Below are 24,915 nucleotides of genomic sequence, written 5' to 3' on the forward strand. Positions count from 1 at the left end.
GCAATCAACCCGTGGAATCGGGACGTCGGAGTAGAGGAGGCAGCCACATTGGCAAAAGCAAAAGTAGCAAAAAGACCTACACGGGATGAGTTTGAACTCGAAGAGTTGGGAAACCAGCTGGTTGAAGCTTTTCGGGAACGTTCGGAAGTACTGTTGACGGTATGGGGCAAAGAAGATCAGGTGCAAGGAGTCATCGTCAAAATGGACTCCCGTACACGACTCGTGCATGTAGAGTATACCGAAGAAGAGTTCACAGCGAAGGTACCTTTTCTGGATATCATGCGTGTGCAATCTCCCCGGTACTGAACGAAAAAAACAGCAATCTGAATAATTAGGGCATCCGCCCTGTCAAAGTCGTTCTTCCTGCATAAGATAACCCATACCTGTTGCAGAGGAGGTACGGTCAATGAGCGAAGTATTAGGTGGAGAAACAAGAGGCTACGGATACGGAGGTTTCACTTCTGTAGGTGCCATTCTGGTTCTGTTCATCCTGTTGGTTATCATCTCCAAAGCGTTCTTGGTATAATTGCATATCTCTAAAGAATGAAAGAAGCTCTGCCATCGCGGCAGAGCTTTTTTGTTCGTTCAGTCCTTGGCGAATTTTGTAGAAAATCGGTGTAAGTCCTGCTTACGTTATGTTAGAATATAACCATCCCTAGAGAAAGAAAGAGGTGTTTTGATTATGAGCCAAACGTTAACAGAATCTTTAAATGAACAGATGAACTTTGAGTTTTATTCCGCTCATGTATATCTGGCTATGGCAGCCTATTGTTCCAGCAAAAGTCTGGATGGATTTGCGAACTTCTTCATCGTGCAAGCGGAAGAAGAGCGATTCCATGGCATGAAAATATACAAATTCCTGAATGATCGTGGGCAACGTGCCACACTTGAGGCTTTGCCAGAACCGAAGAATGAATATGCTTCGATGCTGGATGTGTTTGAGCATGGTTATGCTCATGAACAGCAAAACACGAAAAAATTCTACAATCTGGCTGACATCGCTCTGAATGAACGTGAACATGCAACGATGTATTTCCTGAAATGGTTCATTGATGAGCAGGTTGAAGAGGAAGCTTTGTTTGACAATATTATTCAGAAGCTGCGCCGCATTGAAAAAGACAGCAATGCCTTCTACATGCTGGATGCCGAGTTTGGCAAACGTTCGTTCACTGCTCCAACTGAATAAATTGCACGTAGGGAGTCGAGAAGATTCCAGCGTCAAAACACCATTTACATACAGCATGAGGTAATGATCCTGAAAGCAATGGGGGCAATCCCCTTGCAAGGGATGATGGTTTGATGCCGTATGCTGATTGAAGACAAAGAAGCCTGCACTTGTGCAGGTTTTTTTGCATGCAACGATATTTAATGATTGTATAGATTTACTTGAATTGGAGTAAAGGTCTATCAAAATTCTGAATGTGGGTAATAGAGGATATGTCACAATTGATCTATCCTGGTGGGATCTTATTTTGCGCAAATCTATCAAATTCGTATTAAATTTTAGGTTTATCTGACAAAAGTGTAACTCTACCGTAGCCTTTGGAGCGAGAACAGGAGCCACTATCTTTGATAGTATTAGGATTAATCGCCAAGGGATGAAGGTAGAAAAACATGGACACCCGGGGAAATATAACACACAAGGGAGACTTTTAATTATGCTACATATTCGTAAATCTATCATGGTCACACTTGCTATTTTATTAATCATTCCACTATTATTGCCGCAGTCGGTATCTGCCAAATCAGCTGCATCCAAGGATGGTGCAAGCAAAGCAAATTCCAAAATCATATACCTGACGTTTGATGATGGGCCAACCGCTCATACGGGTCAGTTACTGGATATTCTGGATCAATATCATGCGAAGGCAACGTTTTTTATGCTGGGACCTCAAATGGAGCAATTTCAGAAGGCTACCAAACGTATCGTAGCTGACGGGCATGGATTGGGTCTGCATGGTGTGACTCACGTTCCAGGCAAATTCTATAAATCTGCATATAGCGGATTGAAAGAGATGCAACAGGCCAATGCAAGTCTGAACAAGGTTGCCGGAGTTAAAACAAGTCTCGTTCGGACGCCATATGGTAGTAAACCTTATCTCAAACCGGCATTCCGTAATGTACTGCTGGGCCAGGGTGGATTCCATCTATGGGATTGGAATGTCGATTCGGAAGACTGGAAATACAAGAAGGATCACCAGAAAGTCTATAACAGTGTAATGAAGCAAATCCACAATGTGCAAAAGAGCGGAACAACACCTGTTGTGCTTATGCACGACCAGGAAGCAACGCTGAAAGTATTACCGCAAGTATTGAAAACATTGAAGGCAGAGGGGTATCGTTTTGAAGTATTAAGCAAAAAAGTGCAGCCGGTTAACTTCTGGAACGACAAGCGTTAATCTTTTGAATTTTTAGATTGGCTACAACGAAGGAGGTACACATCATGAAGAAACAGCCATTATGGATCACGATTCCAGTAACGACAGCGGTTTTACTTGCTCTGGCAGGATGTGGCGGACCGGATTCAAATACAGCATCATCAGAGAATAGTTCTTCACCAACGACAACAGTGGGGGAGCAGACCGAGACCGGCAGCGGTGGTGCTGATTTCTCTAATGAAAATGAAACAGGAACCAAAGAAAATGCGGGCACAACAGATAATGAAGACACATCAGGATCGAAGGCAAATGACAACCAAGTTGCCACTGGTCAATCAGGTGTGAATGATGTGATCAAGCAAGTTCGCAACCAGTTGAAGATGAAGGATGCAGCGTTACCCACTTCATTCACATTGGACAAGGGTACATCTTTGGGGGCGGCAATACTGTCCAATACTGCGGATGCATTTAAGGTAAACTTCTACGCTACCACTCAGTCTGTTGCCATTAATGATCAATCTTTATCTGCATCCGATAGTAAGATACCTGTACGGGCTTCCTATGAAGTGAAGACCTATAAGGACCCGAATCAGTCAGAAATTTTCCCTGAGACGGACCTGAAAGATATTCCAGCAGATATGGTTGTGGATCTGGGACATGGTATCAAAGGTATGAGTGAAGGTGCCGCAGGCAGTCAATATCTGACTTGGCAAGAAGGTAGATGGACGCTGGAAATTCGTTCGGTATCCGAAGATGAAATGAATAATCCGGGCATAGCGAAGAAAATGGTGGAGTACCTGGAGTCACATACCTTGCCAGTACCCAAAGATAAAGGGTATATCAAGGTTGAATATCCAAGTGGTGGAAAGTCTGTTCATGTAACGATCTCATGGCAGGACGGTAACCAAATTCATCAGCTTAAGACCGATCAAGTGCCGTTAGAAGCTCTTGGCATGGTTGTATCTGTGAAACCTTAAGTATTCTACGGTTATCCTGCAATGTAGAAGAAATGAGCGTGGGATTGTTACGATACACCTAAAAAAGCTTGGCCCAGGAAGAAATTGCTGGGCCAAGCTTTTTATTTTGAGCATGTTATCGCAGCTTATGCAGCCGGGGTACATGCTTATTTTTGTTTCAATGGGTTAAAGCGGTACTTTCATTTAAACCACCCTTTTTCCTTGGAGCGAGTGATGGCCTCAATGCGGTTACTGGCATTTAACTTGTTGAGAATAATGGAGATGTAGTTACGCACCGTTCCCGTTGTAATGAACAGATGCCCGGCGATTTCCTTGGTGTTTTTCCCATCTGCCATGAGGCCTAGTACAGCGTTCTCCCGTTCTGTCAGTGGGTTTTCTTCTACATAAGCTTCATCTACCAAGTCGGGAGCGAAGATGCGTCTGCCATTCATAACTTGGCGGATCGACTCGGCAAGTTCTTCAATTGGACTGTCTTTGAGCAGGTAACCACGGACACCTCCCTTTAGGGCACGTTCGAAATATCCGGTCCGGGCAAAAGTGGTCAGGATAATGACCTTACAGCTCATTCCTTTGAGTTCTTCTGCAGCTTCAAGGCCGCTTTTCACGGGCATTTCTATATCCATCAGACAGATGTCTGGTGCAAGCTCCTGGACAAGGGCAAGGGCTTCCTGGCCGTTGCTGGCACGTCCGACGACTTCCATATCTTCCTCCAGATTGAGGAGGGAGGACAAGGCGCCGAGCATCATGCGCTGATCTTCCGCGATTACAATTCTAATCATGATTCTGCCTCCTTTATCGGTTTGCGAACGAGTTTAGGAACATGAATAATGATCGCTGTACCCGGGATGTCTGTCGCAGAGCGAATATCCAGACAACCGTTCACAAATTCAAGTCGTTCCTTCATGCCCAAAATTCCTGTTCCGCGCCGATCCTGTTTGCGAGTTCGTTCTATTCCAACACCGTTATCTTGAACGGTTACTACATTATCCGCTAGTGTTTCCTTAATGATGATAGTACAGGTTGTTGCCTGACTGTGTTTGACGACATTCGTGACAGCTTCTTTCAAGCACATACCGAGCACATTTTCATTCAATTGTGACGTATCCTGTAACTTCGGATTACCTTCCAGCACAAATTCAATCGAAGCGGCCTTCAGAATCTGCTCCGCCCGGAACAGTTCATCGACCAATTGTGTACCACGCATGGTGGTGACCATTTCCCGGACTTCCTTCAGAGCTGTACTTGCCGTTTGTCTGAGGTCGTTCAATTCAATCTCGGCCTGATCGGGATTATTGCGGAGCAGCCGTCTCGCCAGATCGGTTTTCAGACCGATCAGAGAGAGCTTCTGTCCAAGTGTATCGTGCAGGTCACGAGCGATACGCTGGCGTTCTTCCATTTTTACGAGATCATCAAGTCGCTTGTTCGCATTCTCCAATTGGCCTTCCAAATGTTCAGTTTTGTTTTTGTTATACGTACTGATTGGAAGCAGGATGGAGGCCATTAAGCTGATGAATACAAACGGGAGTTGGCTCACCAACAGAGAACTCTGATTAATGAAACCGTAATTAATGGTTACGAAACTGGCTCCCAGGTTCACCGAGTAGAGAGTGAAGAAACCGGCTTTATTTTTAATATTCCCAATAAAGAAAGCAAGAAACAATGAGAAGTAGGCATAATCATAGGCGATCGTCATCGTAATGGATATGGCAATAAGCATTCCAATCCACATGTACACCTGCCAGCCCTTGGTGATGAAGGCGAGCAGGTAACAGACGAAGAAAACGAGGATAATGATGATGCCGGTTACCATCGTCCATAATTTAGAATATTGCGATATAAAATAGAATGGCAGGATGAAAAAGGCGAGCCATACATAAAGGTTCAACCCTGTTTTTTTATAAAAATTTTGCATCCACTTTTGAATGGAATTCTCCTCCTCAAACTTGTACTCAACTTTAGCATGACTGTAGCATGACTATGGCTTGAACACAAGAAAACGAATCCGACAGAGTTAAGGCTTCTCTGTCAGACCCGCTGGATTGGTTACTCGGATAGGCGGTTGAACATACGGCTTGCGGGATAGCTTTTTGAGCTGTCTGAAGCTAATAAACTGTTTAGAATCTTCATCCCACAGACGGAAGCGCAGGGCAACCAGACTGGAACGTAGTGTAATAGTCGTTGCTTTTTGCAAAGGTGGTGTTGCGTTATGTGCTTCTTCCAAGAAATAGTTAGGTACACGTGGGCTCAAGTGATGCACATGGTGAAACCCGATATTACCACTGATCCATTGCAATAATTTTGGCAATTTGTAATAAGAACTGCCTTCAACAGCTGCTTTTACATAACTCCACTCATCTTCATGTTCAAAATACGTCTCTTCGAACTGATGTTGAACGTAGAACAGCCAGATACCAAAGAAACCGGAGAAGAAGAAGATAGGTGCTTGCACCATTACAAAAGCCTGCCATCCGACTAACCAGGACATGAATGCATAGAGCACAACGATCAATACGGTAGTCAGGTGTGTATTGATACGTTCTTTACGTCTAGCACCTTTGCGGTTAAAACGGTAAGCCAACAGAAACACGTAAATGGGTCCGATACAAAACAATACAAACGGGTTACGATAAATCCGATAGAAGAGACGACCCCAAGGAGAAGCTTCTTTATATTCGTCAACTGTCATAACCCAGATATCACCTACACCACGTTTGTCAAGATTACTGCTTGTTGCGTGATGGATAGAATGCTCGTTTTTCCACTGCTGATAGGGTGTCACTGTTAATACACCAGTAATGGTACCGAGAATATCATTGGCGCGTTTGCTCTTGAAGAATGAACCATGACAGCAGTCATGGAAAATAATAAAGGTCCGAAGTACAAATCCGGATGCCACCAAGGCAATCGGGAAGGTCAGCCAGTAGGAAACCGATAAGCTAAAGTAAGCTGCAGCCCATAACAAGAAGAGCGGGAGCAATGTATTGATTAACTGGCGGATACTTAGTCTGAGATCATTTTTTTCGTAAGGGGTAACTTCTTTTTTTAAGGCCATTTCTTTTGATCTGTTCATAAAATTGTGTCCTCCTTCAATCGTTATAACTGTAATCAGCTACAACTTGGCGTTTCCCGCTAGACTTTCCTGTAGGAAGCGTTTTTATCATTGTAAAACAATCCGAACATGACAGTAAGTCATAAACGTCAGCCTTCTGTAATGATGAATATCAATGACGGACCATGACATTTGTCATGGGTGTATGATACTCAATAGCTATGCAGAAGACAGAAGAGCAGGTTTTACAAATTCCTTTGCACAAATTACGCAACAATTTGTATTATGTATACAAATTTTGTTGAGAGCATGGTAAAATCTATCCTTGAGTGGTTATGACAACTTATGAGACGGGTCGATTAGGTTGATTTCTGATGGATTGGATGGAATGCATAATGAAGAAACGAATTACGGATATCCTATTTATTATGGCAGGTGCATTTCTGTTTGCACTGGCGGTGAACCTGTTTGTCATCCCGAACGATTTGGCTGAAGGCGGCGTCACGGGTATCACGATTATTTTGTATTACCTGTTTGAATGGTCCCCTGGACTGATGAACTTGATCCTGAACGGTATTTTGTTAATTGTGGGATATCGGTTTCTTGATAAAACGACTACGGTATATACGATTATTGCAGTGGTATTCAATTCGTTGTTCCTGCATCTGACGGAGAGTTGGACGATTGCATCGGATGAACTCTGGATCAATACCATTTTTGCCGGATTATTTGCCGGTCTTGGTATTGGCTTGATTGTTAGAGTGGGAGGCACAACGGCGGGGACAGTGATCCTGGCCCGACTTGCCAACAAATATCTGGATTGGAATATCAGTTACGGACTTCTGTTCTTCGATCTGATTGTGGCTTTCTCCTCATACTTCATCATTGGACCACAAGGATTAATGTGTACAATTGTCTTGCTGTTTGTCGGAACCAAAACAATGGAGTTCATTATTGAAGGGCTCAATCCGAAAAAAGCAGTCATGATTATCTCTTCCAAACAGGATGAAATCGCAAAGCAAGTCATTGAGAAGATGGATCGCGGAGTAACCGTCCTGTCCGGTCATGGCTATTACACAAAAAATAAGAAAGAAATTCTATACATTGTGATTAGCAAGCAGGAAGTTTCTATGCTCAAGAAGATTGTACGAGCAGAAGATGAGATTGCTTTTATCACCATTCATGACGTGCGTGATGTTTTCGGTGAAGGATTTATTGAACTCTCTAAAACTTGATGAATATATGTATATAAGGAAGAAAGGAGTTGCGGTGAAATATCACCGCAACTTTTTTGATAGGTTAATGGTATCCGGTATTAATCTAGTTCAATAAGAAAGAACCCTTCTCCGAAGAGAAGGGCAAAAGAGTATTAGTAATGTCTTCTTTTTTTGACTCCACAATATTCAACAGTGACATGACAGTGTTTTTTACACTTTGTAGGGACATATTTCACTTTGGTAACACAAGTTTTCGTAATTTTTTTGTAAAAACACTTTGGTCTTGGATGATGACATTTATGATGTTTTCTATACATATTAAAACCTCCCTGATCGTGATAAGGTATTCTATGAGCGTGTCACTGTTTCGGAAATGTATAAACGTCTATTATTGTATAATAATTCCTTTATTAGGCTTTTGTGTTACAGGTGAAGGTTGGTTCTTTCTAGTAAAACTTTCTACTAAAAGAGTGCAATGACAAAAAGCTGTACACCTACCAAACACGATGATATATTGAATTTAATCAATTTGTTAATAAACCTAACTAACTATAAGAGGAGGCGATAACATGGCTGGCACACCGCAGTATATCCGCAATCTGAATGAAAATCTCATTATGGATGCCCTCATAACTCAGGGAACCATGTCGAGAGCGGAAATCAGCCGTCAGACCGGACTCAGTAAACCAACAGTATCTTTGGCAGTCGAACATCTGATTGACCGTAATCTGGTGAGGGAAATGGGGCCAGCTGACAACGCTCAGGGTCGAAAAGCAACCCTCATTCGTTTCAACGAAACGGCTTATTATGTCTGTGGTATAGATATCGGCGCAACACGTATTCGGATTGCATTATCCGATCTGAATGGAGAGATCATTGCCTATCGAACATATCCCATGGTTGTTCAAGAAGCTTATGAGCGAGCAGAAGCGACGATGTTGGAGCTTCTTCGAAGCCATATGAACGAACTGCTTGATGAGAATCATCTGAACTGGGATCAGATTCAGTGCATCGGGTTTGGTATACCAGGCGTAGTGCTGCCTGAATCAGGGCGTATCCATCGTATTGTGGACCCGTTAGCGGGTCTGGAAGAAGCTTTCTCTCTAGAATCGTTGTCAGGAACTTTTCCCTGTGAAGTAATTCTGGAAAATGATGTGAATCTTGCAGCGCTTGGGGAGTATCGGAGTGGTGCAGCAGCAGGATATCCCTTGTTTGTTTTTTTCTCCATCGGTACAGGGACAGGCGCTGGCATCATGGTACATGGCCAACTGCTTCGAGGTTTAGGTGGCTTAACTGGAGAGATCGCGGAGATACTGGTGGACGATGGCCGACGTCTGGAGGAAGTGCTGTCCGCTGATGGTCTGATGCAACTGGCGAAAGATTATCTAGATCAGCATGATGAACTATTGGAAGTTGCTGATTCGGGTGCAGATGATCTTCACAGACACCTGACTCCCGAGAAGTTATTTGAAGCTGCGCGCAGTGGAGAAGTAGAGGCGTTAGACATTCTACAACAATACAGCCAGAAGATTGCTTCCGCTCTGCGTCAGATTAGCGTTGTGCTTGCTCCAGATCTCATTGTGCTTGGCGGAGGTGTAGGAGGGAACGGTGATGTGTTATTGCCTTTACTGAGGCAGATCATCTCTGAGCAATTCCCCGTGCAACCACAGTTAATCTGTTCCAAGCTTGGTGAGCAGGCTGTTGTCACTGGCGCGGTACAGGTAGCCATACAACAAACGATGCTGAACCTTCAGCAGGAAGCCATGGAATAAGAGATTGGATATACAACATGTGAGGAGGGAAAAGGCATGACAGAATTCGTGAAAAACGTAAGTAATAATTATCAGACCAATCAGGATGGTACGGTTGGAGGTGATCCATCCGGCTGGATTGCAGGTATTGACATTGGAGGCACCAAAACATTAATGCTATTGTCATCACAACAGGCTGGAAATGAAGTTCATGAACGGATCTTGCCTACGCTTGCCAGTGATCAGCCGGATGAGTTCTTCCGATGGTTATTCGCTGAACTGGAAACATTCTGCCGCGAAGTTGGATGCAGTCTGGATCAACTTAAAGGTGCAGGCTTGGGATTCCCTGGTGTGATTCTGCAAGAGGAGGGGATACTGCGAAATGCTCCCGCTTTTCAGTGGCCTGAGCTAGATATTCGCCCTGTTATTGCGAAGTATTACAGCGGGAATATCATGTTGGATAATGATGTGAATATGGCGGCAATGGGAGAATATGATCAAGGGGCAGCACAGGGACATCAACACTGTGTAATGGTCACGGTTGGAACAGGCATTGGATCTGCTCTTATCCTGAATGGACAGCTCTATAGCGGCCAGAATGGAGCAGCAGGTGAGATTGGGCATTTCATTGCAGGAGACGAAGGGCTTTATACCGGTTACGTTGCGGATGCGGATTCCTTTGGCGTATTTGAGCAAGTGACTTCAGGTACGGGAATTACCGAACAGGCGAGGCGTTATTTTGCTGCTGGAAAGGGAAGTTCCTTATCCCTGATCATGAGTCTGGCAGGAGGGGAAGCGGAACAGATTGAAGCCAGGCATGTATTCAAAGCAGCGGAGTCGGGTGATCTTGCTGCCCTGGAGATTCTGGAACTACCCATGCGTTATATGGCGAGAGGTCTGGCGAATATTACGGCTTTACTCAATCCTTCCATTATAGTGATCGGTGGTGGCGTGGCTGCATCCAACCCATCCTATTATCTAAACGAAGTGCGCACACGCCTCCAACGTTACACTGTTCTGCCTACACTTTTAGCTGTAGCTGAACTGGGGAACAAAGCAGGAGCAATCGGGGCATTGGCTGCAATCAAGTCCAGTCTGACACGCACTTAAAAATAGAGAATAGGCGAAGCAACTACAGAAATAAAGGATGGAGATCCGGATGAGAAGTAGACATATGAAGGCTTACACAGAGAAAATAAAAGCCGATTCCAATGATGCAAAACGTGTTTTACTCCAATTACAGGGCCTATATCTGTTTATGGGGCTTGCCGGGGGGATGTTTAACCCGTACATTAATCCCATATTGGTAGCACAAGGGTTTTCCAGTAAAGAAACCGGATTTATTATGGCGTTTGGCACACTTGTATCTATTATCCTTCAACCTATATGGGGAATTCTGGTAGATAAGTTTAAAAAGACACGGTTCGTACTCGTGATAAGCCTGCTTGTTCCTGCATCGTTAGCGTATTTCTACAATATTCAAGTGTACTTTATATTAATATTGATTTATACTTTATGCACTATATTCCAAGTGACTCAAATACCCGTGGCTGACTCCTATGCGGTTACCGCCGCGAGAGCAGCCAATACCTCATATGGCATGATCCGACTCTTCGGCAGCATAGGAACGGGAGTTGGTGGATTTGCCGCAGGGATGTATCTCTCCCAGTTTTCCATTCACATGTTATGGCTGCCATTTCTCCTGTTTAACATTCTGAGCGCTATACTGGCAAGTACACTTCCCCGGCAGACGAGTATATCCTCGTCCTCGGTAACCTTCTCCGTAGGTTTGGCAAGATTGCTCCGAAACCGGACATTCCTTCTATTTCTAACAGGTTGTTTCCTGGTTAACCAAACGCTCACTGCGTTTAACTCCTTTTTTGTTATTTCATTTCAGATGGCTGGCGGTTCTGTGACCATGACAGGTACGGCGTTGTTGCTTGCGTCGATTACCAATGTTCCATCCATGTTGGCAGCGGCATTCATACTCCGAAAATGGGGGCATGAACGCACGATGCTGCTTGCAGCGGGGGCGTATATGTTACGTTGGGGGATACAATGGCTATCGCCGACACCTGAGGTCATGATTGGCGTTCAGGTGCTGCATGGGTTATCCTTCGGATTCTTTTATATCGCAGCAGTGGAATATGTGGCTTCGGTTACGGGACGGGAAATGCAGGCCACAGGACAAAGTTTATTTAACATGGTGTTTGCTGGCCTGGGCGGAATTGTTGGTAATATGCTTAACGGATATTTACTCGATTCCGGCGGTCCATCACTGATGTATCTGGCTTGCACGATCAGTGCGGCACTAGGATCAGTGATTCTGTATATCGTCAGCAGGCAGGCCAAAGAACAGAGAAGAGCATACTCATTAGAATAGAGATGGAAGGAGTTGGAGCCTATGAAAGTAAATCTGAAGCGGAATTGGCACACCAAGTTGATGTATTCGTATTTTCCTATTTTTCTGCTTACGATTTCCATTCTGATCTTTCTCTCCTTCCTGATTGTCAACGAACTCTCACGTAACGAAACACAAAAAGCCGACATGATCTCCACCCGCTATATCGTGGATACACTGGAGCGCTCGCTAAGCGACATTGAACTTCGGTTGCTTGAAGACATTGGTGCAAACAAAACATATAGTCGCTTTCTGGAAGCTGGACAGGGACAATTATCGAGTCAGTTCATCTATGATGCGGCAAGTGGGCTGGGACGTATGCTGGATCAGCAGGATATGATTCAATCCATTTATCTCTATCGCATGTCCGATTCCCAGATTCTTACGCCCAGAGGCATGATGCGTTTGGAAGATTTCGAAGATCATGCCTATATTGAGCAAGCCTTGAAAGATCGGGAGAACCTCGGTTGGAACCTGCCACGTGATTATAAGGAACGTTCCTTCGACGTACCTTCACAGGTGATTAGCATGAATAAGTGGCTTCCGTTACCGTGGGGCGGGGAAGGACTGCTCGTCATTACCATCCGCATGTATGCAGTGGAACGGCAGATTGATAACATGACCAATGAAAAGTTATCTGTTCTTCAGGTTCGGGATAAGAGCGACAATCTGATCTATACCGCGCATCAAATGGACCCTTCAGCAGGTGAAATCCTTAATCGTGTGACTGCGGACAAGCTTGGTCTGGTCTTCGAGAGTGGTATTCAATCCGGACAGCTGTATTCATGGGTATCCCTTGTTTCTTATGTGTGGATCGGTATTGGTTTATTAACGATTGTTGGTGCGGTGGCGGGACTAATCTACATTACTCGCAGAAATACACGCCCCATCCAGCTGATCATGAATCGAATTCAGGCGTTACAGCCACGTGCCGAGGAGAATGAAGCAACTCCATCCGTCAAAGATGAACTGGCACTCATCGACCGTGCGCTGGAACATCTGATTGCTCAAACGGTTGACTATGAGAAACAACATCATGAAAACCTGTTGATTCATCGCAGACAGTTGCTTGTTGATCTGATGGAAGGGGAGCGAATGGATTCGTTCCGTCAGCGACTTCGCCATCTGCAACCGCTAGAGGAACGATTCATGGAACCGAAGAGTGTTGCAGTCCTCATTGCGGAGATGAATGGTGACGATCTCTCGACCAATCAGAATATTCTGAAGATTGCACTTATGAACGTAGTGGAAGAACTTGTGCAGAATGAGACCCAGTTCGGCGGTTGGGCTGAATGGTTTGGGAACCGCAGGCTTATTGTGGTGATTGCATCGGATGAGCAGGAAGGACTGGACCGTGAATTACTTATGGATCTGGCTAAGCAGATGCATATGTGGATTGCGGAAAACTTCCGCCTACGGTTTACGTTCGGAATTGGACGAACCGTATCGGGCTGGGAGGAGATTACTCGTTCCTATGCGAGTGCAGATGCGGGTTTGCAACATAGACTTACCCTTGGTAAAGATGCGATCGTTCTCAGTGAGCAACTGCCGGATCGTATTGAGCTGCAATCGTACAAGTATTTGCAGATGCTCGCGGACTTTGTCCGTGAATTCAGACTAACCGGCGATGGTTGGCGAACGCAGCTGGATCAGATGTTTGTTGCGTTTAATGAAGATCAGATTACAGATAACGATATTCGCATGTTGCTGCAGGCGTTAATCCAGATGTTGTCCCGTGAATTCGGGGAGCTGTCTGAGCGGTTGCAAAGCCAATTTGCCGAGGAAATCCTGACTCGTCTTCGCAGTGATATCCAGCAGGTGGAGACACTCGAGGGCATTCAAGAGATTTTGCAGGAGTGGCTTAAAGAAGTTTATCGCAATTATGTATCTGTGAATGAAACGAAAAGTCATCGCGCGATGATCAACGAGCTGCGGATATATATTGAAGAGCATTTTGATGATCCGGATCTGTCGCTGAAACATTTGAGTGATCGGTTCCAAATCTCGGGCAAATATGTGAGTTATTTGTTCAAGGAAGAGTTTGAGATGAAGTTTGTTGATTTTCTGGTGAAACTGAGGGTCGAAAAGGCCTGTCGTCTGTTGTCTGCATCCGATATGGCTGTTCAGGATATTGCTCTTCAAGTGGGATACGCCAATGCAATTTCCTTCGGCAGAGTATTTAAACGGATTATGGGCGTGACACCAGGAGACTACCGCAAGCAGGGTGGAAAACAAGGGGATCAATAACGGAATTGCACGTGTTAGAACATCCGAGTATCGGGTGAAATCCAATAATCTTAGAGATATCAATGAAATCTCCTGTATGAGGCAATAAGGTTTTGTCCCTTATCGTCCTTAACAGGAGATTTTTTGGGTGTATAACCACGATCTTAGGCTAGTGTAGCCGGTATGTTGTTAAGGAATTTTACGAATGTCCTATACTAGCATTATGACAATTCATAGATTAATAGGGCAGGAGTTGAAGATGGTGTACAAATATGGACAGCAAGTGTGGGGATCGGTAGATATCAGTAAACGGGTTACCATTACAGCAAGCAACAACACATTTACATTTCATGTAGATGACTCGTCATATACGATAACTATACCTGTTGGTACCTACACGACAAGTCAACAAAGGCATGAATCCGAACTTATTCAGGCCATTTCGAAGGCAGGGGCAGCTCAGAACATTCCAGTACGATTTATTTTGGGCGGAATGCATTATGATGAGAAGTATAATGTGTTGATTTTGGAACATACGGACACGACCAACGAACATGTCATCGATCAATTTGCGGGAAATGCCATCGATACGTTGTTTGGTCAAATGAAGTTTAATCTTCCGCCGAGGAATTAGTCGTGGAATCGTTCTACACGTGTTGCTAAACAAGGAGATCACATAAGATGTGGTCTCTTTTTCATTTTTTGAAGAGAGATTTAATGGAAAAAAGATTATTGCAAGATGGGTGATGCCAGATTGTCTATGAGAAATCAAAATGAATGCAACATAATATGTTATTATAGTTAACATTAAAGGTGTGAAAATTGTATATTGTCAGGAAATATGTTTATACATCGCGGTATTTAACGTAAAAAACGTGAATTTCACATGTTGAAAATAGTTTATTGTCTAAACATCAGATCGTATGTAATGATTAGTGACATTCACAGGTGCAACAAAATGGGATGAACAAAGTGGAGTGGCAATCATGTGAATCCATTCAGAGAGTGTGCGAAAGGGGAAAGGTCAAATGAGATTATTTCAAAGACGTAAGGCAGGCAAGGCAAGTTCAATCCTCGCAGTGGTAACAGCATTCACTCTATTATTATCTGCATGTTCGTCAGGAAGCGAATCAACATCTTCATCAGGAGAGACGGGTTCGGGGGAAAAAACGACTTTGAAAGTAGAAATCTTCGACCGGGGAAACACACCGGCGGGCTACACCATTTCGGACAGTTATCTGACTCGCTTCATTCAAGAGAAGTTTGGTGATCCAAACAACATCGATGTTCAGTTTGTTCCGGTACCACGCTCGGAGGAAGTACAGAAACTTAACGTTCTGATGGCGAGTGGCTCTGAAGTACCTGATATCGTCTTTACCTACGATTCGGGAACATTCAACCGGTATGCAGAGCAAGGAGGTCTGACTGAACTTACGGATCTGATCAATCAAAGTGGTCCTAACCTGAAGAAGTTCCTGGGAGATGAAACGCTGGCCTACGGTCAATACGATGGACAACAGTTCGCGGTTCCAGGTAAACGTCTTGTACTTGGCAAGTACGCATCCTATGTTCGTCAGGACTGGCTGGATGCACTTGGATTGCCTTCCCCTGAGACAGCTGAGGAGCTGCATACAACACTGAAGGCCTTCAAGGAAAAAGATCCGGGTAAGGTTGGCACAGGACTTATTCCTATGGGGATGTCCATTGCCTCGGCTCAATATGAACCACTGATCTGGTCATTCATTGAACCGCTGACGGAAGAACAGAAATATACATTAACGCAACAACTGGGTTCTAATGACTATCCAACGTTGTTGCCTGGTTTCAAGGAAGCCCTAAAATATATGAACACACTTTATAATGAAGGATTAATGAGCAAGGACTTTGGACTCGACAAAGACAAGAAAAAGCTGTGGGAAGATGTATCTAACGGCAAAGTTGGATTCTACACCGAGGATGCAGGGGAGATTTATATCTCCGGTACGTACAAAAACCTGCAAACCAATCAACAGGGTGCAGTGATGACACCGATTGATGCATTCAAAAACTCCGAAGGCAAATTCGCCAAACCGGCTTATGCACCCAATGCGATGTATGTCATGATTCCGAAGTCAAGCAACAATGCGGAAGCAGCGATGAAGTATCTGGATTGGATGGCTTCGGGCAACAACCTGTTCGATCTGCAATTCGGTGTTGAAAACGAGAACTATGAGCTCGTGGATGGAGTTCCACTGATCAAAGATGATGCTTCTCCTGAAATCGCAGGTCGTATCTATAATTCCGGTGACATTGCCATTATCGTCAATGGTAAATACGTTGGAGATGACAAGAAAAATGAAGAGGCTTATGTCGTACAGGTAGAGTCGAAGTATCGGGATGATATGCGCAAGTCGGTAGCGATCTCTAACACGGACACCATTCAACCGATACGTTTCTCCAAACCGATTGACGCAGAAGCACGTTACGGTAACGGCTTGAAAGACAAGTTTATGGAGTTTTTCGTGAAAACAACCATTTCCAAACCCGCTGATTTTGAAGCTACGTATGACAGCATGATGAAGGACTACATGGCGAGCGGTGGTCAAGCAATCCTGGATGAACGTACAGAAGCTTACAAAGCGATGAAATAAGTAGAGTAGAGATCACATCTAATGTGTATGACAACAAAGAACAGGGATTTCATTAGGGCGATGGCAACATCGCCTTGATGAAGAATCCTGAATGACATGGGGGGAAGGTATATGAAAACAAGCATCTATTTCCGCAGAAACTGGCAACTATATGCGTTGCTCCTACTGCCCATGATCTACTTCATTATTTTCAAGTATGGGCCAATGTATGGCGTGCAGATTGCGTTCAAGGACTTTAACTTCTTTCAAGGGATCGCCGGTAGTGAGTGGATTGGCTTGGATGCATTCAGAGAAGTGTTTCAAAATCAGGGATTCTACACGGCATTACGCAACACGTTAGTGCTTAACATGCTGGATCTACTGGTCTCCTTCCCGGCACCACTTATATTAGCCATCTTATTGTTCGAGCTGAAGAAGGCCTGGTTCAAAAAGTTGGCACAGACTTTACTGTACATTCCTCACTTTATTTCGTGGGTCATTATTGGAGGGATCGTACTTCAGGTATTCGGTACACAATCCGGTTTTATTAACAATATCTTGATGAGCATGGGATTTGATCCATTACCTTTCCTTTCAGACAAAAACTATTGGCTCTTTACGTATCTTGCGGTAGGCGTGTGGCAGAGTGCAGGCTGGGGTACGATTCTGTATCTGGCATCTCTCACGGGCATTAACCGGGAACTCTACGAAGCCGCAGAAGTGGATGGAGCAAGTCGGCTACGCAGAATCTGGCACATCTCCTTGCCAGGCATCAAAACAACGATTGTTACCTTATTGATCATCAATGTCGGCAACATGATCTCTATCGGCTTCGACCGACCGTTTATAATCGGTAACGTGGCTGTACGTGAATACTCGGATGTGCTCAGCACATTTGTCTATCGTGTCGGTTTACAGTCTGGTCAAGTTACGCTCGCAACAGCTGTAGGTTTGTTCCAGGCATTAGTTGGACTTGTCTTCATACTCGGAGCAAATTATACGTCCAAGAAATTAACCGATGAGAGCATTATGTAGTGGATTGATTCACATATGATCTGTAAGGAGTGAGTGAGATGTCTGAAAACACGGCGAATCGAATATTCAACACGGTAAACGTCATTCTTATTATCATTACGATGGTGGTGTGTCTTGCACCATTCATTCATATTATTGCGATCTCGCTCAGCTCAAACCGGTCGATCGGTTCAGGAGAAGTTTCCTTTTTCCCCAAAGAGTTATCGTTTGAGGCGTATACCAAGGTATTTGCAGATGGATCAATGATTCGTTCCCTCATCTATACCATTTGGCTGACCGTCCTGAGTACGGTGCTAAGCATGGTGATGACCATTGCAGCAGCTTATCCACTGGCGAAGAGCAATCTGAAAGGGCGCAAGTGGTTCATGCTTGTCATTGTGGTGACGATGTTCTTCAGTGGCGGCATTATCCCCGAGTACATTCTGATCAAAAATCTACATCTACTCGATAGCACATGGGGACTTATTCTGCCTGGATTGATTAGTCCGTTTTATATGATTATCCTCATTACCTTCTTCAGAGGTATTCCCGAAAGTCTAGAAGAAGCAGCAGGCATTGATGGAAGCAGCCACTTTGGAACACTTATGCGCATTATTTTGCCACTATCCCTTCCGGTTATGGCGACACTGAGCTTATTCTACGCGGTAGGACGATGGAATGGTTTCCAGGATGCACTCATGTATATTACGAAGCCTGAACTATACCCTTTGCAATTGAAATTGTATCAGATGATTCAGCAAAACCAGATTACAGAACTGATGCAGAACGAAGGTATTGGTGCTGTTCAAGTCCTGCCTGAGAGTCTGAAAGCAGCCAGCGTTATATTCTCCACGTTACCGATCCTGCTTGTGTATCCGTGGTTGCAGCGGTACTTTATCAGTGGCGTAATGGTAGGTGCTGTAAAAGGTTAATAGAGGTTGTTCAAAAAGTTCACTTTTGATTACGAATGATGCCTAGTGGCATCATCAGCATCGAATATGAAATTTAGCCGAAATGTCCGTTGCTCACGTAGTTGTCCTACGCTCCGCTACTCCATTTCTAGCTTAATTCCATCTTCTTGGTACTGAAAACTGATCTTTTTGAACACACACCTATAGTCTCGGGAGGTCACATGACATGACACAACGAATGGTAGAGAAGATGTCGAAAGAGCAAAAGTATCTTATAAATCAGTCCATGTTGATGATGGATAGCTTTTATGACGAGAAAGTGGATCTGCTTCGTAGTTTCGAAGAAGAGGATTCATCGCAGCACAGCACACGAGCCAGTGCACATTATGCGCTCGGGTTGTTGATTCGAAATGAGCCTGGTGATGTGAAACGCGCGATACGAGTGTTCCACAAGGTGCTCGATGTTCAATATGACGCTCCGGATGAGATCTATCACGGAACCTTCGCGACCCGACCAACTGATGTGCATCCACCAGCGGGTCACTATGCTTGGAAATCTTTTGCGCCAGGCACGGCCTATTTCCTGGAACGCACCTTTGAGAAGGTGTCTGCGCAGTTTATCCATAAACTACTGGACGAGGGTTCTCTGCTCACAGAGGCCGCAGATCCCAAGCAACTGAAGCACCTGTTTCATTCGGCAGTGAATCAGGTTCTGCCACCGGTCTGGATCAGTTATGATCCCAACTGGCGCGAGTTTATCGCTTGTGTCTGTGTGGTCGTAACTGCCGAATTCGCCGAACTTATGCCGGAGACACTCATGAAACGGATGGACCATGCGATGGAACTGGCTGTTCAAGGGTCAATAGAACGCAGGTTATCCGACGTAATTCCAATGAACACGAATATTGAGTTGATGCATATTTTCATTACCCACTACTACGGCCATCGCTTGAACCGAACAGATTGGATTCAGCATTCGGATGAACAGGCGGAGGGGTTGATGAAGGAGTTCGAACAATACGACGGTACATTCGCCGAGTTCAATACGACAACGTATTACGGAGTGGATCTGTCCGTGCTTGGCATGTATCGAAAGTATGGACTCACGGAACGTTTGATCGAAATTGGACACCGGATTGAAAATGGGCTGTGGAATAACATTGCGCTATATTATAATGCCAACTTGGAGAATCTCTCCGGCCCGTTCTCTCGGGCGTACGACATGGAGATGCGAGAGCATAGTTCGATCGGTGTTTTTATCTATCTCTTGCTTGGAGAAGGGTATGAATATCTAGCAGGAATCAACTGTGAGTCAGGCCATGATCCACTGATTGCGCTCCTTGGGGTGGATGTGCCCGCTGAAGCCGTGCCGTATTTCAAGGCTCATCAAGAAGATCGGCTTGTGCAGAAACAGTTCGTGGAACTGTGTGAGCGCAATGATCCAACGTCCAATCGGAATTTGTGTACAGCCAAAGCCTGGATTGGTGAGGATCGGATGATCGGGGCCATGTCGGGAAGTGTGAATACGAATGGACAGATGCATCCAGCCACGATCCACTGGCAGACAGAGACGGGGGAGCGTTATTATCTTCGCTTGATCCGCCGTGAGGTAGGCGAGGGGTGGAACAGCCATCTGCGCGGAATAACGTTTGATGCGGACCTCACGCCAGATTCGTTAACCATTGATGTGGAGCTGGATACGGCGGAAGAGATCGACGTTTATTTTGAAATCAGAGGGCCATCCCTTCGTCAGCAGGACATTACACCAGTGTTATGGCAGTTCCCTGGACTTGCGTGTACCGTGAAGGCTGAAGCACCTGAACCATTCGTGTTAATGTACGTGAATCATGCGGAGATCATCTATCGTTATGTGCCTGGGAAGACGGCAAACAAGATGAGATTTGAATTGACTTTTCGTGAAGACAACGGTTTGAGGAATAAATAGGTATATAAGATGAACTGAACATTTACACGAGAACGAAGAGTGCAGAACCGATCTGAAGAAGCGGAGCGTTCGCCTGAAAGCTTTCTGCAAGAAAGCTGCATCGGAAGCATAAGCTATCACCGGATTTTTCCCTTTGGAGAAGGGGATCAAAAAAATCTGGGGATAACAGCGATCAGAAGATGGTACTGCAATTGGAGTGATCTAGTATAAAGTGTATTGGTTCAACTTATATAGATAGAGATAAATGGAATATGAATGGGCGATAGAATGAGAGACAGGAGGACCAATGATGTATACGGACAAACAGGAATATTCATTCTCAACATGTTGGAATATCAAACGTCATACGACCGGACAAGGCATGATCGAGGAGATCAAGTCTCTTGGATTCAAACAAGTTGAGCTGAATTATAACGTTACGGAAGAGATGCTGCAGACGATAGAACCGATGATTGAACGGGGCGAGATCGGTGTATCCAGTGTGCATAATACATTCCCGCATGTGGCTGACCCTGATTACGGGACGGATTCCGTCCTGCTTGGATTCGATGATGAGCCGCGCCGCAAACGGGCGATTGAACTGTTACTTCGCTCAGCCGAGTACGCACATCGTTATGGTGCCAAGGCTGTTGTTGTACATCCCGGTGAGGTTCCGTTTGAATACAATATAGATGAAGCGTTGAAAAAGATATACCACGATCAAGGACCGGATTCACCGGCATATCAATCTTTATGGCAAGAGATGCTGGAGAAACGGGAAGATGGCAGCGCACATTACCTGAGCCGGATTCAGGAGAGTCTGGAAGAGGTATGTGACTTGTCGGAGCAGCGAGGATACGGGGTGAATTTCGGTATTGAGACCCGTTCACGCTGTTATCAGATGCCGACTTTGCACGAAGCAGGAACGATTATTGGACAAATGAAGGGCGCACCGCTTGGTCTCTGGTACGATATTGGTCACGGCATGATGATGGATCGAATGGGGCTGTACGATAATGTACGACAGGCTAACGCGTTGATTGATCACGTGGTTGGCGTGCATATTCATGAAACTGTAGGGTTGGCAGATCATTGGTGTCCATACATTCATAGTAAAGACATGACCTTTTTTGATTCATTTTTGGATATCATTGATCGTTCGCCAGTGAAAGTATATGAGCTGAAAGCCGCGTGTACACCGGAAGAAATCGATGAGAGTCATGGAATAATCACGGCTCGTATTGCTGAACGTCATGCGGCGCGTCAGCGCGGATAGGGAGCACACGCATCAAGCATGAATGCACCTTATAGAAAAGTTAACCAACAGATAGAGCGGTTCAGAACAAACCTCAGGTTGTATTACAGGGTGTTCTGCCGCTCTTTTGTTGTTCTTTTAAACGGGTACATGTTTTTACCGTTTCTCAGGGAGTGTTACGTCACCGAGAATCCCTGCCTGATAGCCTTTGACTACAGCACCAATTCTGGACTTCACACCAAATTTCTGCGTAATAGAGGTTATATGATACTCCACTGTACGTTGACTGATCGCCAGATCCTGTGCGATCTCCTTGTTGGTCATCTCCAGTGCAATGCGGTTAAGCACTTCCCGTTCAGTTGCTGTGAGTGATTCCTCCAGATTAGGGGATAACATGGTCTCTGGAATAAGAACATGTCCCAACATACTTTGGTGAATGGCGTTGATAATCTGTCCATACGTTGCTTGTTTCGACAAGTAGGCATGGACGCCCAGATCATAAGCTTTTAACTGGAATTCGTGATAGTTGTATCCGGATAACAATATAATTTTGACGGATAACCCGTATTGAACTTTCAATCTTCTAACAACCTCGAACCCGTCAAGCTGGGGCATGCGGATATCCATCACAACAACATCTGGTCGCAACACCTCTACTTCGGATAAAAAAAGAAATGGGTCGCTGAATGTCTTCACTACCTGTATGCCGGGTTCGCGGTTTAAGCGGTTGTTGAGACCTTCCATGACCAGGGGGTGATCATCAAGTAGTACGACTGTAATGGGTTCGCTCATTGTTCAGTTGCTCCTTTGGTTAAAGGCAAACGGATGTTGATTGAGGTTCCTTTGCCAAGGCTGGAATGTATGGTGAATTCTCCACCGAGATGTTGAATGCTGCTCTGTATGGATATCAAACCGAAGTGCCCTGTTGCAGTATCAAATGTGGTATGAACATTAAATCCCAAGCCATCATCCTCTACTTGGAGAATCAAGTCAGTATCCCTTGTATGTACCTGAATATAGCAAAACGACGCCTGTGCGTGCTTCATCACATTCATGATAAGTTCGCGGATCGTCCGAAAGACGGTGGACTTCAGAGGTTCGTGCTTCAACTCTTCAGAGAGGGCGTTGTAGTTTAGTTCCATTCTGATGCCACTTTGCATTTGAAGTGTACGGATGAGCCATTGCAACGCTTCCTCAAGATCACTTCGATCCATAATATGAGGGTAGAGATCATCACACAATTGGCGTATATCTCTTTGGGAAGCATACAGGCACTCCAGCCAAACAGCCGTTTGATCCTTATGCGTCTCTCCGGTATCGTGTAATTCCTCCAAATCACGAGACAGGAAAATCAGATTTTGAAGCAGTTGATCATGAAGGAAATAAGAGGTTTTCATACGCTCTGCCTGTTGGGCTTCCATCATAATATCATTGAACTGCCGATGACGGCGTATCTGGTGTTCATGAAGAGCTGTCTGGTCTACACGGTATTCATATCGCTTCTGCAGATCGGATAAGAGTCTGCCATTGACGAGCATTCGAATTGCTTCCAGCCTGCCTTTATCAATGATATCCTGTTCCTCTGCTGAAAAAAGGGTGCGATTTTTTTTGTGACCAATGCCCAGAAATCCTATCGTCTCCGTAGTGGGTTCACCTGACAGCTCCCAAACCTGTGCCAAATCAACTTTCTGTCGTAAAACTTCAATATCCAACGCCTGGTTATCTATATTCTGAATGGAAGTAAAAATCCCTGTACCTTCCTGAGAATATCTGTGTTTATCATCAATCCATATGACAATTACACCTTCAATATCCAGCATCTTGTGGAACATCTCGGTAAACACGTGAATCATGTCCCGCATGTTTTGCTGCTCAGCCATTCGCACAGTCAACCGCAGTTGCTGGTGTTCCAGCCAGTCTTTGTTAAGTTTGTTTTTCTTGCGTGAGCGTGTGAGCGTGTACTGATACACCCAAGTGATCAGCAAAAACGAGACAAACAGCAAGCTGATATGAATTAACGAATGCAGGTGAGAAGCAGCCAGAAACAGTAAAAATACGATTAAAGCATATAGTCCATGAATCATCAATCTTGGCATAACCAGTTTGAAGTCAAGCATACTCCGTTGTACAAGTACATAAGTGAACATCCATGATAAAGGCAGAAATCCAATTAATGTGTACTCTACAGGCAATAATGGTTCACCTTGAAGCAGGGTTGGAATAGCAAAACATATGATGAAGGGAATCAGGCTAACAAGTATTCCTGTTAACATGAGCAATAGCTGGTTCTGCTCCTTGCGATTGTAGCTTTTACGATAAACCCATGTCATCCAGATTAAGATCAGAAGGGTTGCACAAAGAATAAAGTTAAGCAGATTGGTTGGACCAGACGGTGCAACAGGAGTACTGACGGTAGTAATGCCTTGATTGAACTGAACATCGGTCATCATCCACTGCTTGATGTACAGAAAGGCAAGGCCGGTAGAGTAGGCAACGGCAATACATCTGCTGATGATTAATAACCATCGGAAACGATGCAGACGGGTACGGAATACAAAAGACACATAAAAAGCAGTTAGACAGTAAGGTAACCATGCCGCACAAAAGGCCAGAATATAATTAGATAAAGGCAACTGGGATGTGTATATCGTCAGTATACATATGGCCATGGACAGGTTAAGGAGGTAGAACAGACGCATCACTCGTGAACCGGGTTGGTTAAAGAAGGCATAGGTTCCGGTCAGCAACAGCAATAATTCTACAATGGATGAGAAGCCGATGTTAAACCATTCACGTGGTCCAGGCTTCATGGTATGTTCGGATGCCTGACCGCGAGAAGTCTCAACGCCGATGGTGTAGGCTTCAGTCACTAAGAATACACCTTTTTGATGGAGTAACTGGACTTCTCTTTTGGGTTCCAGCGAGATAATGGTGTCACCCGATCTTATTCCGGATGTATAAGCTAACCCTTGCGGATCTACATCATGTACTACCCAAGAATTGGAGGCATTTGGCGTTAACGAAAGTCCGATATAAGGATTCATAAAAGAAGAGATATGGATATACGTGGCAGTCAGTATAAAGCACAACATCGTTACAAACCACACGAAATTAAATTTAGTTTTCATGAATCTATGTAATGAGAGTTTTAGTCGCATGGTACAATCATCCGTTCTTATAAAATGCATCATTGGTAAAATGAA

At 44.6% G+C, this 24,915-nt stretch carries 21 protein-coding genes; 16 read left to right on the top strand and 5 right to left on the bottom strand.

Annotated features, from left to right (window positions below):
- Nucleotides 1-48: 48 nt before the first annotated feature.
- The 5 genes from V6668_RS13165 (at nt 49) to V6668_RS13185 (ending at nt 3,355) form a co-directional block, all read left to right on the top strand.
- The gene (locus V6668_RS13165; RefSeq protein WP_036608707.1) at nt 49-306 is read left to right on the top strand and encodes a YolD-like family protein; all 258 of its coding nucleotides are present in this window, start codon (nt 49-51) and stop codon (nt 304-306) included.
- 100 nt (nt 307-406) lie between these two features.
- Nucleotides 407-526, top strand: a complete 120-nt coding sequence (locus V6668_RS13170; RefSeq protein WP_017688846.1) for a hypothetical protein — start codon at nt 407-409, stop codon at nt 524-526.
- Nucleotides 527-682: 156 nt separating this feature from the next.
- The gene (locus V6668_RS13175) at nt 683-1,186 is read left to right on the top strand and encodes a ferritin (protein WP_047842684.1); all 504 of its coding nucleotides are present in this window, start codon (nt 683-685) and stop codon (nt 1,184-1,186) included.
- A gap of 472 nt (nt 1,187-1,658) precedes the next feature.
- Nucleotides 1,659-2,399, top strand: a complete 741-nt coding sequence (locus V6668_RS13180) for a polysaccharide deacetylase family protein (RefSeq protein WP_074094795.1) — start codon at nt 1,659-1,661, stop codon at nt 2,397-2,399.
- Between the two features lie 44 nt (nt 2,400-2,443).
- Entirely contained in the window at nt 2,444-3,355 is a 912-nt protein-coding gene (locus tag V6668_RS13185; protein WP_338708639.1) for a hypothetical protein, read from the top strand.
- A 179-nt stretch (nt 3,356-3,534) separates the two neighbouring features.
- On the opposite strand, the gene V6668_RS13190 is transcribed toward V6668_RS13185, so the two are convergent.
- The 3 genes from V6668_RS13190 to V6668_RS13200 form a co-directional block, all read right to left on the bottom strand.
- Nucleotides 3,535-4,134, bottom strand: coding sequence for a response regulator transcription factor (locus V6668_RS13190; RefSeq protein WP_036608692.1), 600 nt, complete (start codon nt 4,132-4,134; stop codon nt 3,535-3,537).
- Nucleotides 4,131-5,279, bottom strand: a complete 1,149-nt coding sequence (locus V6668_RS13195) for a sensor histidine kinase (RefSeq protein WP_036608689.1) — start codon at nt 5,277-5,279, stop codon at nt 4,131-4,133. The genes V6668_RS13190 and V6668_RS13195 overlap by 4 nt, the downstream gene beginning before the upstream one ends.
- 87 nt (nt 5,280-5,366) lie before the next feature.
- Entirely contained in the window at nt 5,367-6,425 is a 1,059-nt protein-coding gene (locus tag V6668_RS13200) for a fatty acid desaturase (protein ID WP_036608678.1), read from the bottom strand.
- Nucleotides 6,426-6,799: 374 nt separating this feature from the next.
- Between V6668_RS13200 and V6668_RS13205 the strand changes: the two genes are divergently transcribed.
- The 11 genes from V6668_RS13205 to V6668_RS13255 all read left to right on the top strand — a co-directional run bounded on the left by V6668_RS13205 (nt 6,800) and on the right by V6668_RS13255 (nt 21,733).
- Nucleotides 6,800-7,639 carry a YitT family protein gene (locus V6668_RS13205; protein ID WP_017688839.1) on the top strand — a complete coding sequence of 280 codons (840 nt, stop codon included), beginning with the start codon at nt 6,800-6,802 and terminating at the stop codon, nt 7,637-7,639.
- A gap of 551 nt (nt 7,640-8,190) precedes the next feature.
- Nucleotides 8,191-9,393, top strand: coding sequence for an ROK family transcriptional regulator (locus V6668_RS13210; protein ID WP_338708640.1), 1,203 nt, complete (start codon nt 8,191-8,193; stop codon nt 9,391-9,393).
- A 36-nt stretch (nt 9,394-9,429) separates the two neighbouring features.
- Entirely contained in the window at nt 9,430-10,482 is a 1,053-nt protein-coding gene (locus V6668_RS13215) for an ROK family protein (RefSeq protein WP_338708641.1), read from the top strand.
- A gap of 49 nt (nt 10,483-10,531) precedes the next feature.
- The gene (locus tag V6668_RS13220; RefSeq protein ID WP_338708642.1) at nt 10,532-11,755 is read left to right on the top strand and encodes an MFS transporter; all 1,224 of its coding nucleotides are present in this window, start codon (nt 10,532-10,534) and stop codon (nt 11,753-11,755) included.
- A gap of 21 nt (nt 11,756-11,776) precedes the next feature.
- Complete coding sequence (locus V6668_RS13225; protein ID WP_338708643.1) at nt 11,777-14,020, top strand: helix-turn-helix domain-containing protein; 2,244 nt, start codon at nt 11,777-11,779, stop codon at nt 14,018-14,020.
- Between the two features lie 202 nt (nt 14,021-14,222).
- Nucleotides 14,223-14,633 carry a hypothetical protein gene (locus V6668_RS13230; protein WP_338708644.1) on the top strand — a complete coding sequence of 137 codons (411 nt, stop codon included), beginning with the start codon at nt 14,223-14,225 and terminating at the stop codon, nt 14,631-14,633.
- Nucleotides 14,634-15,027: 394 nt separating this feature from the next.
- Entirely contained in the window at nt 15,028-16,629 is a 1,602-nt protein-coding gene (locus V6668_RS13235) for an extracellular solute-binding protein (RefSeq protein WP_338708645.1), read from the top strand.
- Between the two features lie 111 nt (nt 16,630-16,740).
- Nucleotides 16,741-17,643 carry an ABC transporter permease gene (locus tag V6668_RS13240; protein WP_017688833.1) on the top strand — a complete coding sequence of 301 codons (903 nt, stop codon included), beginning with the start codon at nt 16,741-16,743 and terminating at the stop codon, nt 17,641-17,643.
- Nucleotides 17,644-17,681: 38 nt separating this feature from the next.
- On the top strand, nt 17,682-18,554 hold the full coding sequence (locus tag V6668_RS13245) for a carbohydrate ABC transporter permease (protein ID WP_338708646.1): 873 nt from the start codon (nt 17,682-17,684) through the stop codon (nt 18,552-18,554).
- Nucleotides 18,555-18,759: 205 nt separating this feature from the next.
- Nucleotides 18,760-20,478 (top strand): hypothetical protein, encoded by a 1,719-nt coding sequence (locus tag V6668_RS13250; RefSeq protein WP_338708647.1) that lies wholly within the window; start codon nt 18,760-18,762, stop codon nt 20,476-20,478.
- A 289-nt stretch (nt 20,479-20,767) separates the two neighbouring features.
- Nucleotides 20,768-21,733, top strand: a complete 966-nt coding sequence (locus V6668_RS13255; RefSeq protein ID WP_076318098.1) for a sugar phosphate isomerase/epimerase family protein — start codon at nt 20,768-20,770, stop codon at nt 21,731-21,733.
- A 135-nt stretch (nt 21,734-21,868) separates the two neighbouring features.
- On the opposite strand, the gene V6668_RS13260 is transcribed toward V6668_RS13255, so the two are convergent.
- Complete coding sequence (locus tag V6668_RS13260) at nt 21,869-22,504, bottom strand: response regulator (protein WP_076318097.1); 636 nt, start codon at nt 22,502-22,504, stop codon at nt 21,869-21,871.
- Nucleotides 22,501-24,840 carry a sensor histidine kinase gene (locus V6668_RS13265; RefSeq protein WP_338708648.1) on the bottom strand — a complete coding sequence of 780 codons (2,340 nt, stop codon included), beginning with the start codon at nt 24,838-24,840 and terminating at the stop codon, nt 22,501-22,503. The genes V6668_RS13260 and V6668_RS13265 overlap by 4 nt, the downstream gene beginning before the upstream one ends.
- Between the last annotated feature and the right edge of the window lie 75 nt (nt 24,841-24,915).

Source organism: Paenibacillus amylolyticus (assembly GCF_036894225.1).
GTDB lineage: Bacteria > Bacillota > Bacilli > Paenibacillales > Paenibacillaceae > Paenibacillus > Paenibacillus amylolyticus.

Bases quoted from the DNA above. Each gene is read 5' to 3' on its own strand.
- V6668_RS13170 (WP_017688846.1), top strand. From the start codon at position 407: ATGAGCGAAGTATTAGGTGGAGAAACAAGAGGCTACGGATACGGAGGT.
- V6668_RS13175 (WP_047842684.1), top strand. From the start codon at position 683: ATGAGCCAAACGTTAACAGAATCTTTAAATGAACAGATGAACTTTGAG.
- V6668_RS13180 (WP_074094795.1), top strand. From the start codon at position 1,659: ATGCTACATATTCGTAAATCTATCATGGTCACACTTGCTATTTTATTA.
- V6668_RS13185 (WP_338708639.1), top strand. From the start codon at position 2,444: ATGAAGAAACAGCCATTATGGATCACGATTCCAGTAACGACAGCGGTT.
- V6668_RS13190 (WP_036608692.1), bottom strand. From the start codon at position 4,134: ATGATTAGAATTGTAATCGCGGAAGATCAGCGCATGATGCTCGGCGCC.
- V6668_RS13200 (WP_036608678.1), bottom strand. From the start codon at position 6,425: ATGAACAGATCAAAAGAAATGGCCTTAAAAAAAGAAGTTACCCCTTAC.
- V6668_RS13205 (WP_017688839.1), top strand. From the start codon at position 6,800: ATGAAGAAACGAATTACGGATATCCTATTTATTATGGCAGGTGCATTT.
- V6668_RS13210 (WP_338708640.1), top strand. From the start codon at position 8,191: ATGGCTGGCACACCGCAGTATATCCGCAATCTGAATGAAAATCTCATT.
- V6668_RS13215 (WP_338708641.1), top strand. From the start codon at position 9,430: ATGACAGAATTCGTGAAAAACGTAAGTAATAATTATCAGACCAATCAG.
- V6668_RS13220 (WP_338708642.1), top strand. From the start codon at position 10,532: ATGAGAAGTAGACATATGAAGGCTTACACAGAGAAAATAAAAGCCGAT.
- V6668_RS13225 (WP_338708643.1), top strand. From the start codon at position 11,777: ATGAAAGTAAATCTGAAGCGGAATTGGCACACCAAGTTGATGTATTCG.
- V6668_RS13230 (WP_338708644.1), top strand. From the start codon at position 14,223: ATGACAATTCATAGATTAATAGGGCAGGAGTTGAAGATGGTGTACAAA.
- V6668_RS13235 (WP_338708645.1), top strand. From the start codon at position 15,028: ATGAGATTATTTCAAAGACGTAAGGCAGGCAAGGCAAGTTCAATCCTC.
- V6668_RS13240 (WP_017688833.1), top strand. From the start codon at position 16,741: ATGAAAACAAGCATCTATTTCCGCAGAAACTGGCAACTATATGCGTTG.
- V6668_RS13245 (WP_338708646.1), top strand. From the start codon at position 17,682: ATGTCTGAAAACACGGCGAATCGAATATTCAACACGGTAAACGTCATT.
- V6668_RS13250 (WP_338708647.1), top strand. From the start codon at position 18,760: ATGACACAACGAATGGTAGAGAAGATGTCGAAAGAGCAAAAGTATCTT.
- V6668_RS13255 (WP_076318098.1), top strand. From the start codon at position 20,768: ATGTATACGGACAAACAGGAATATTCATTCTCAACATGTTGGAATATC.
- V6668_RS13260 (WP_076318097.1), bottom strand. From the start codon at position 22,504: ATGAGCGAACCCATTACAGTCGTACTACTTGATGATCACCCCCTGGTC.
- V6668_RS13265 (WP_338708648.1), bottom strand. From the start codon at position 24,840: ATGAAAACTAAATTTAATTTCGTGTGGTTTGTAACGATGTTGTGCTTT.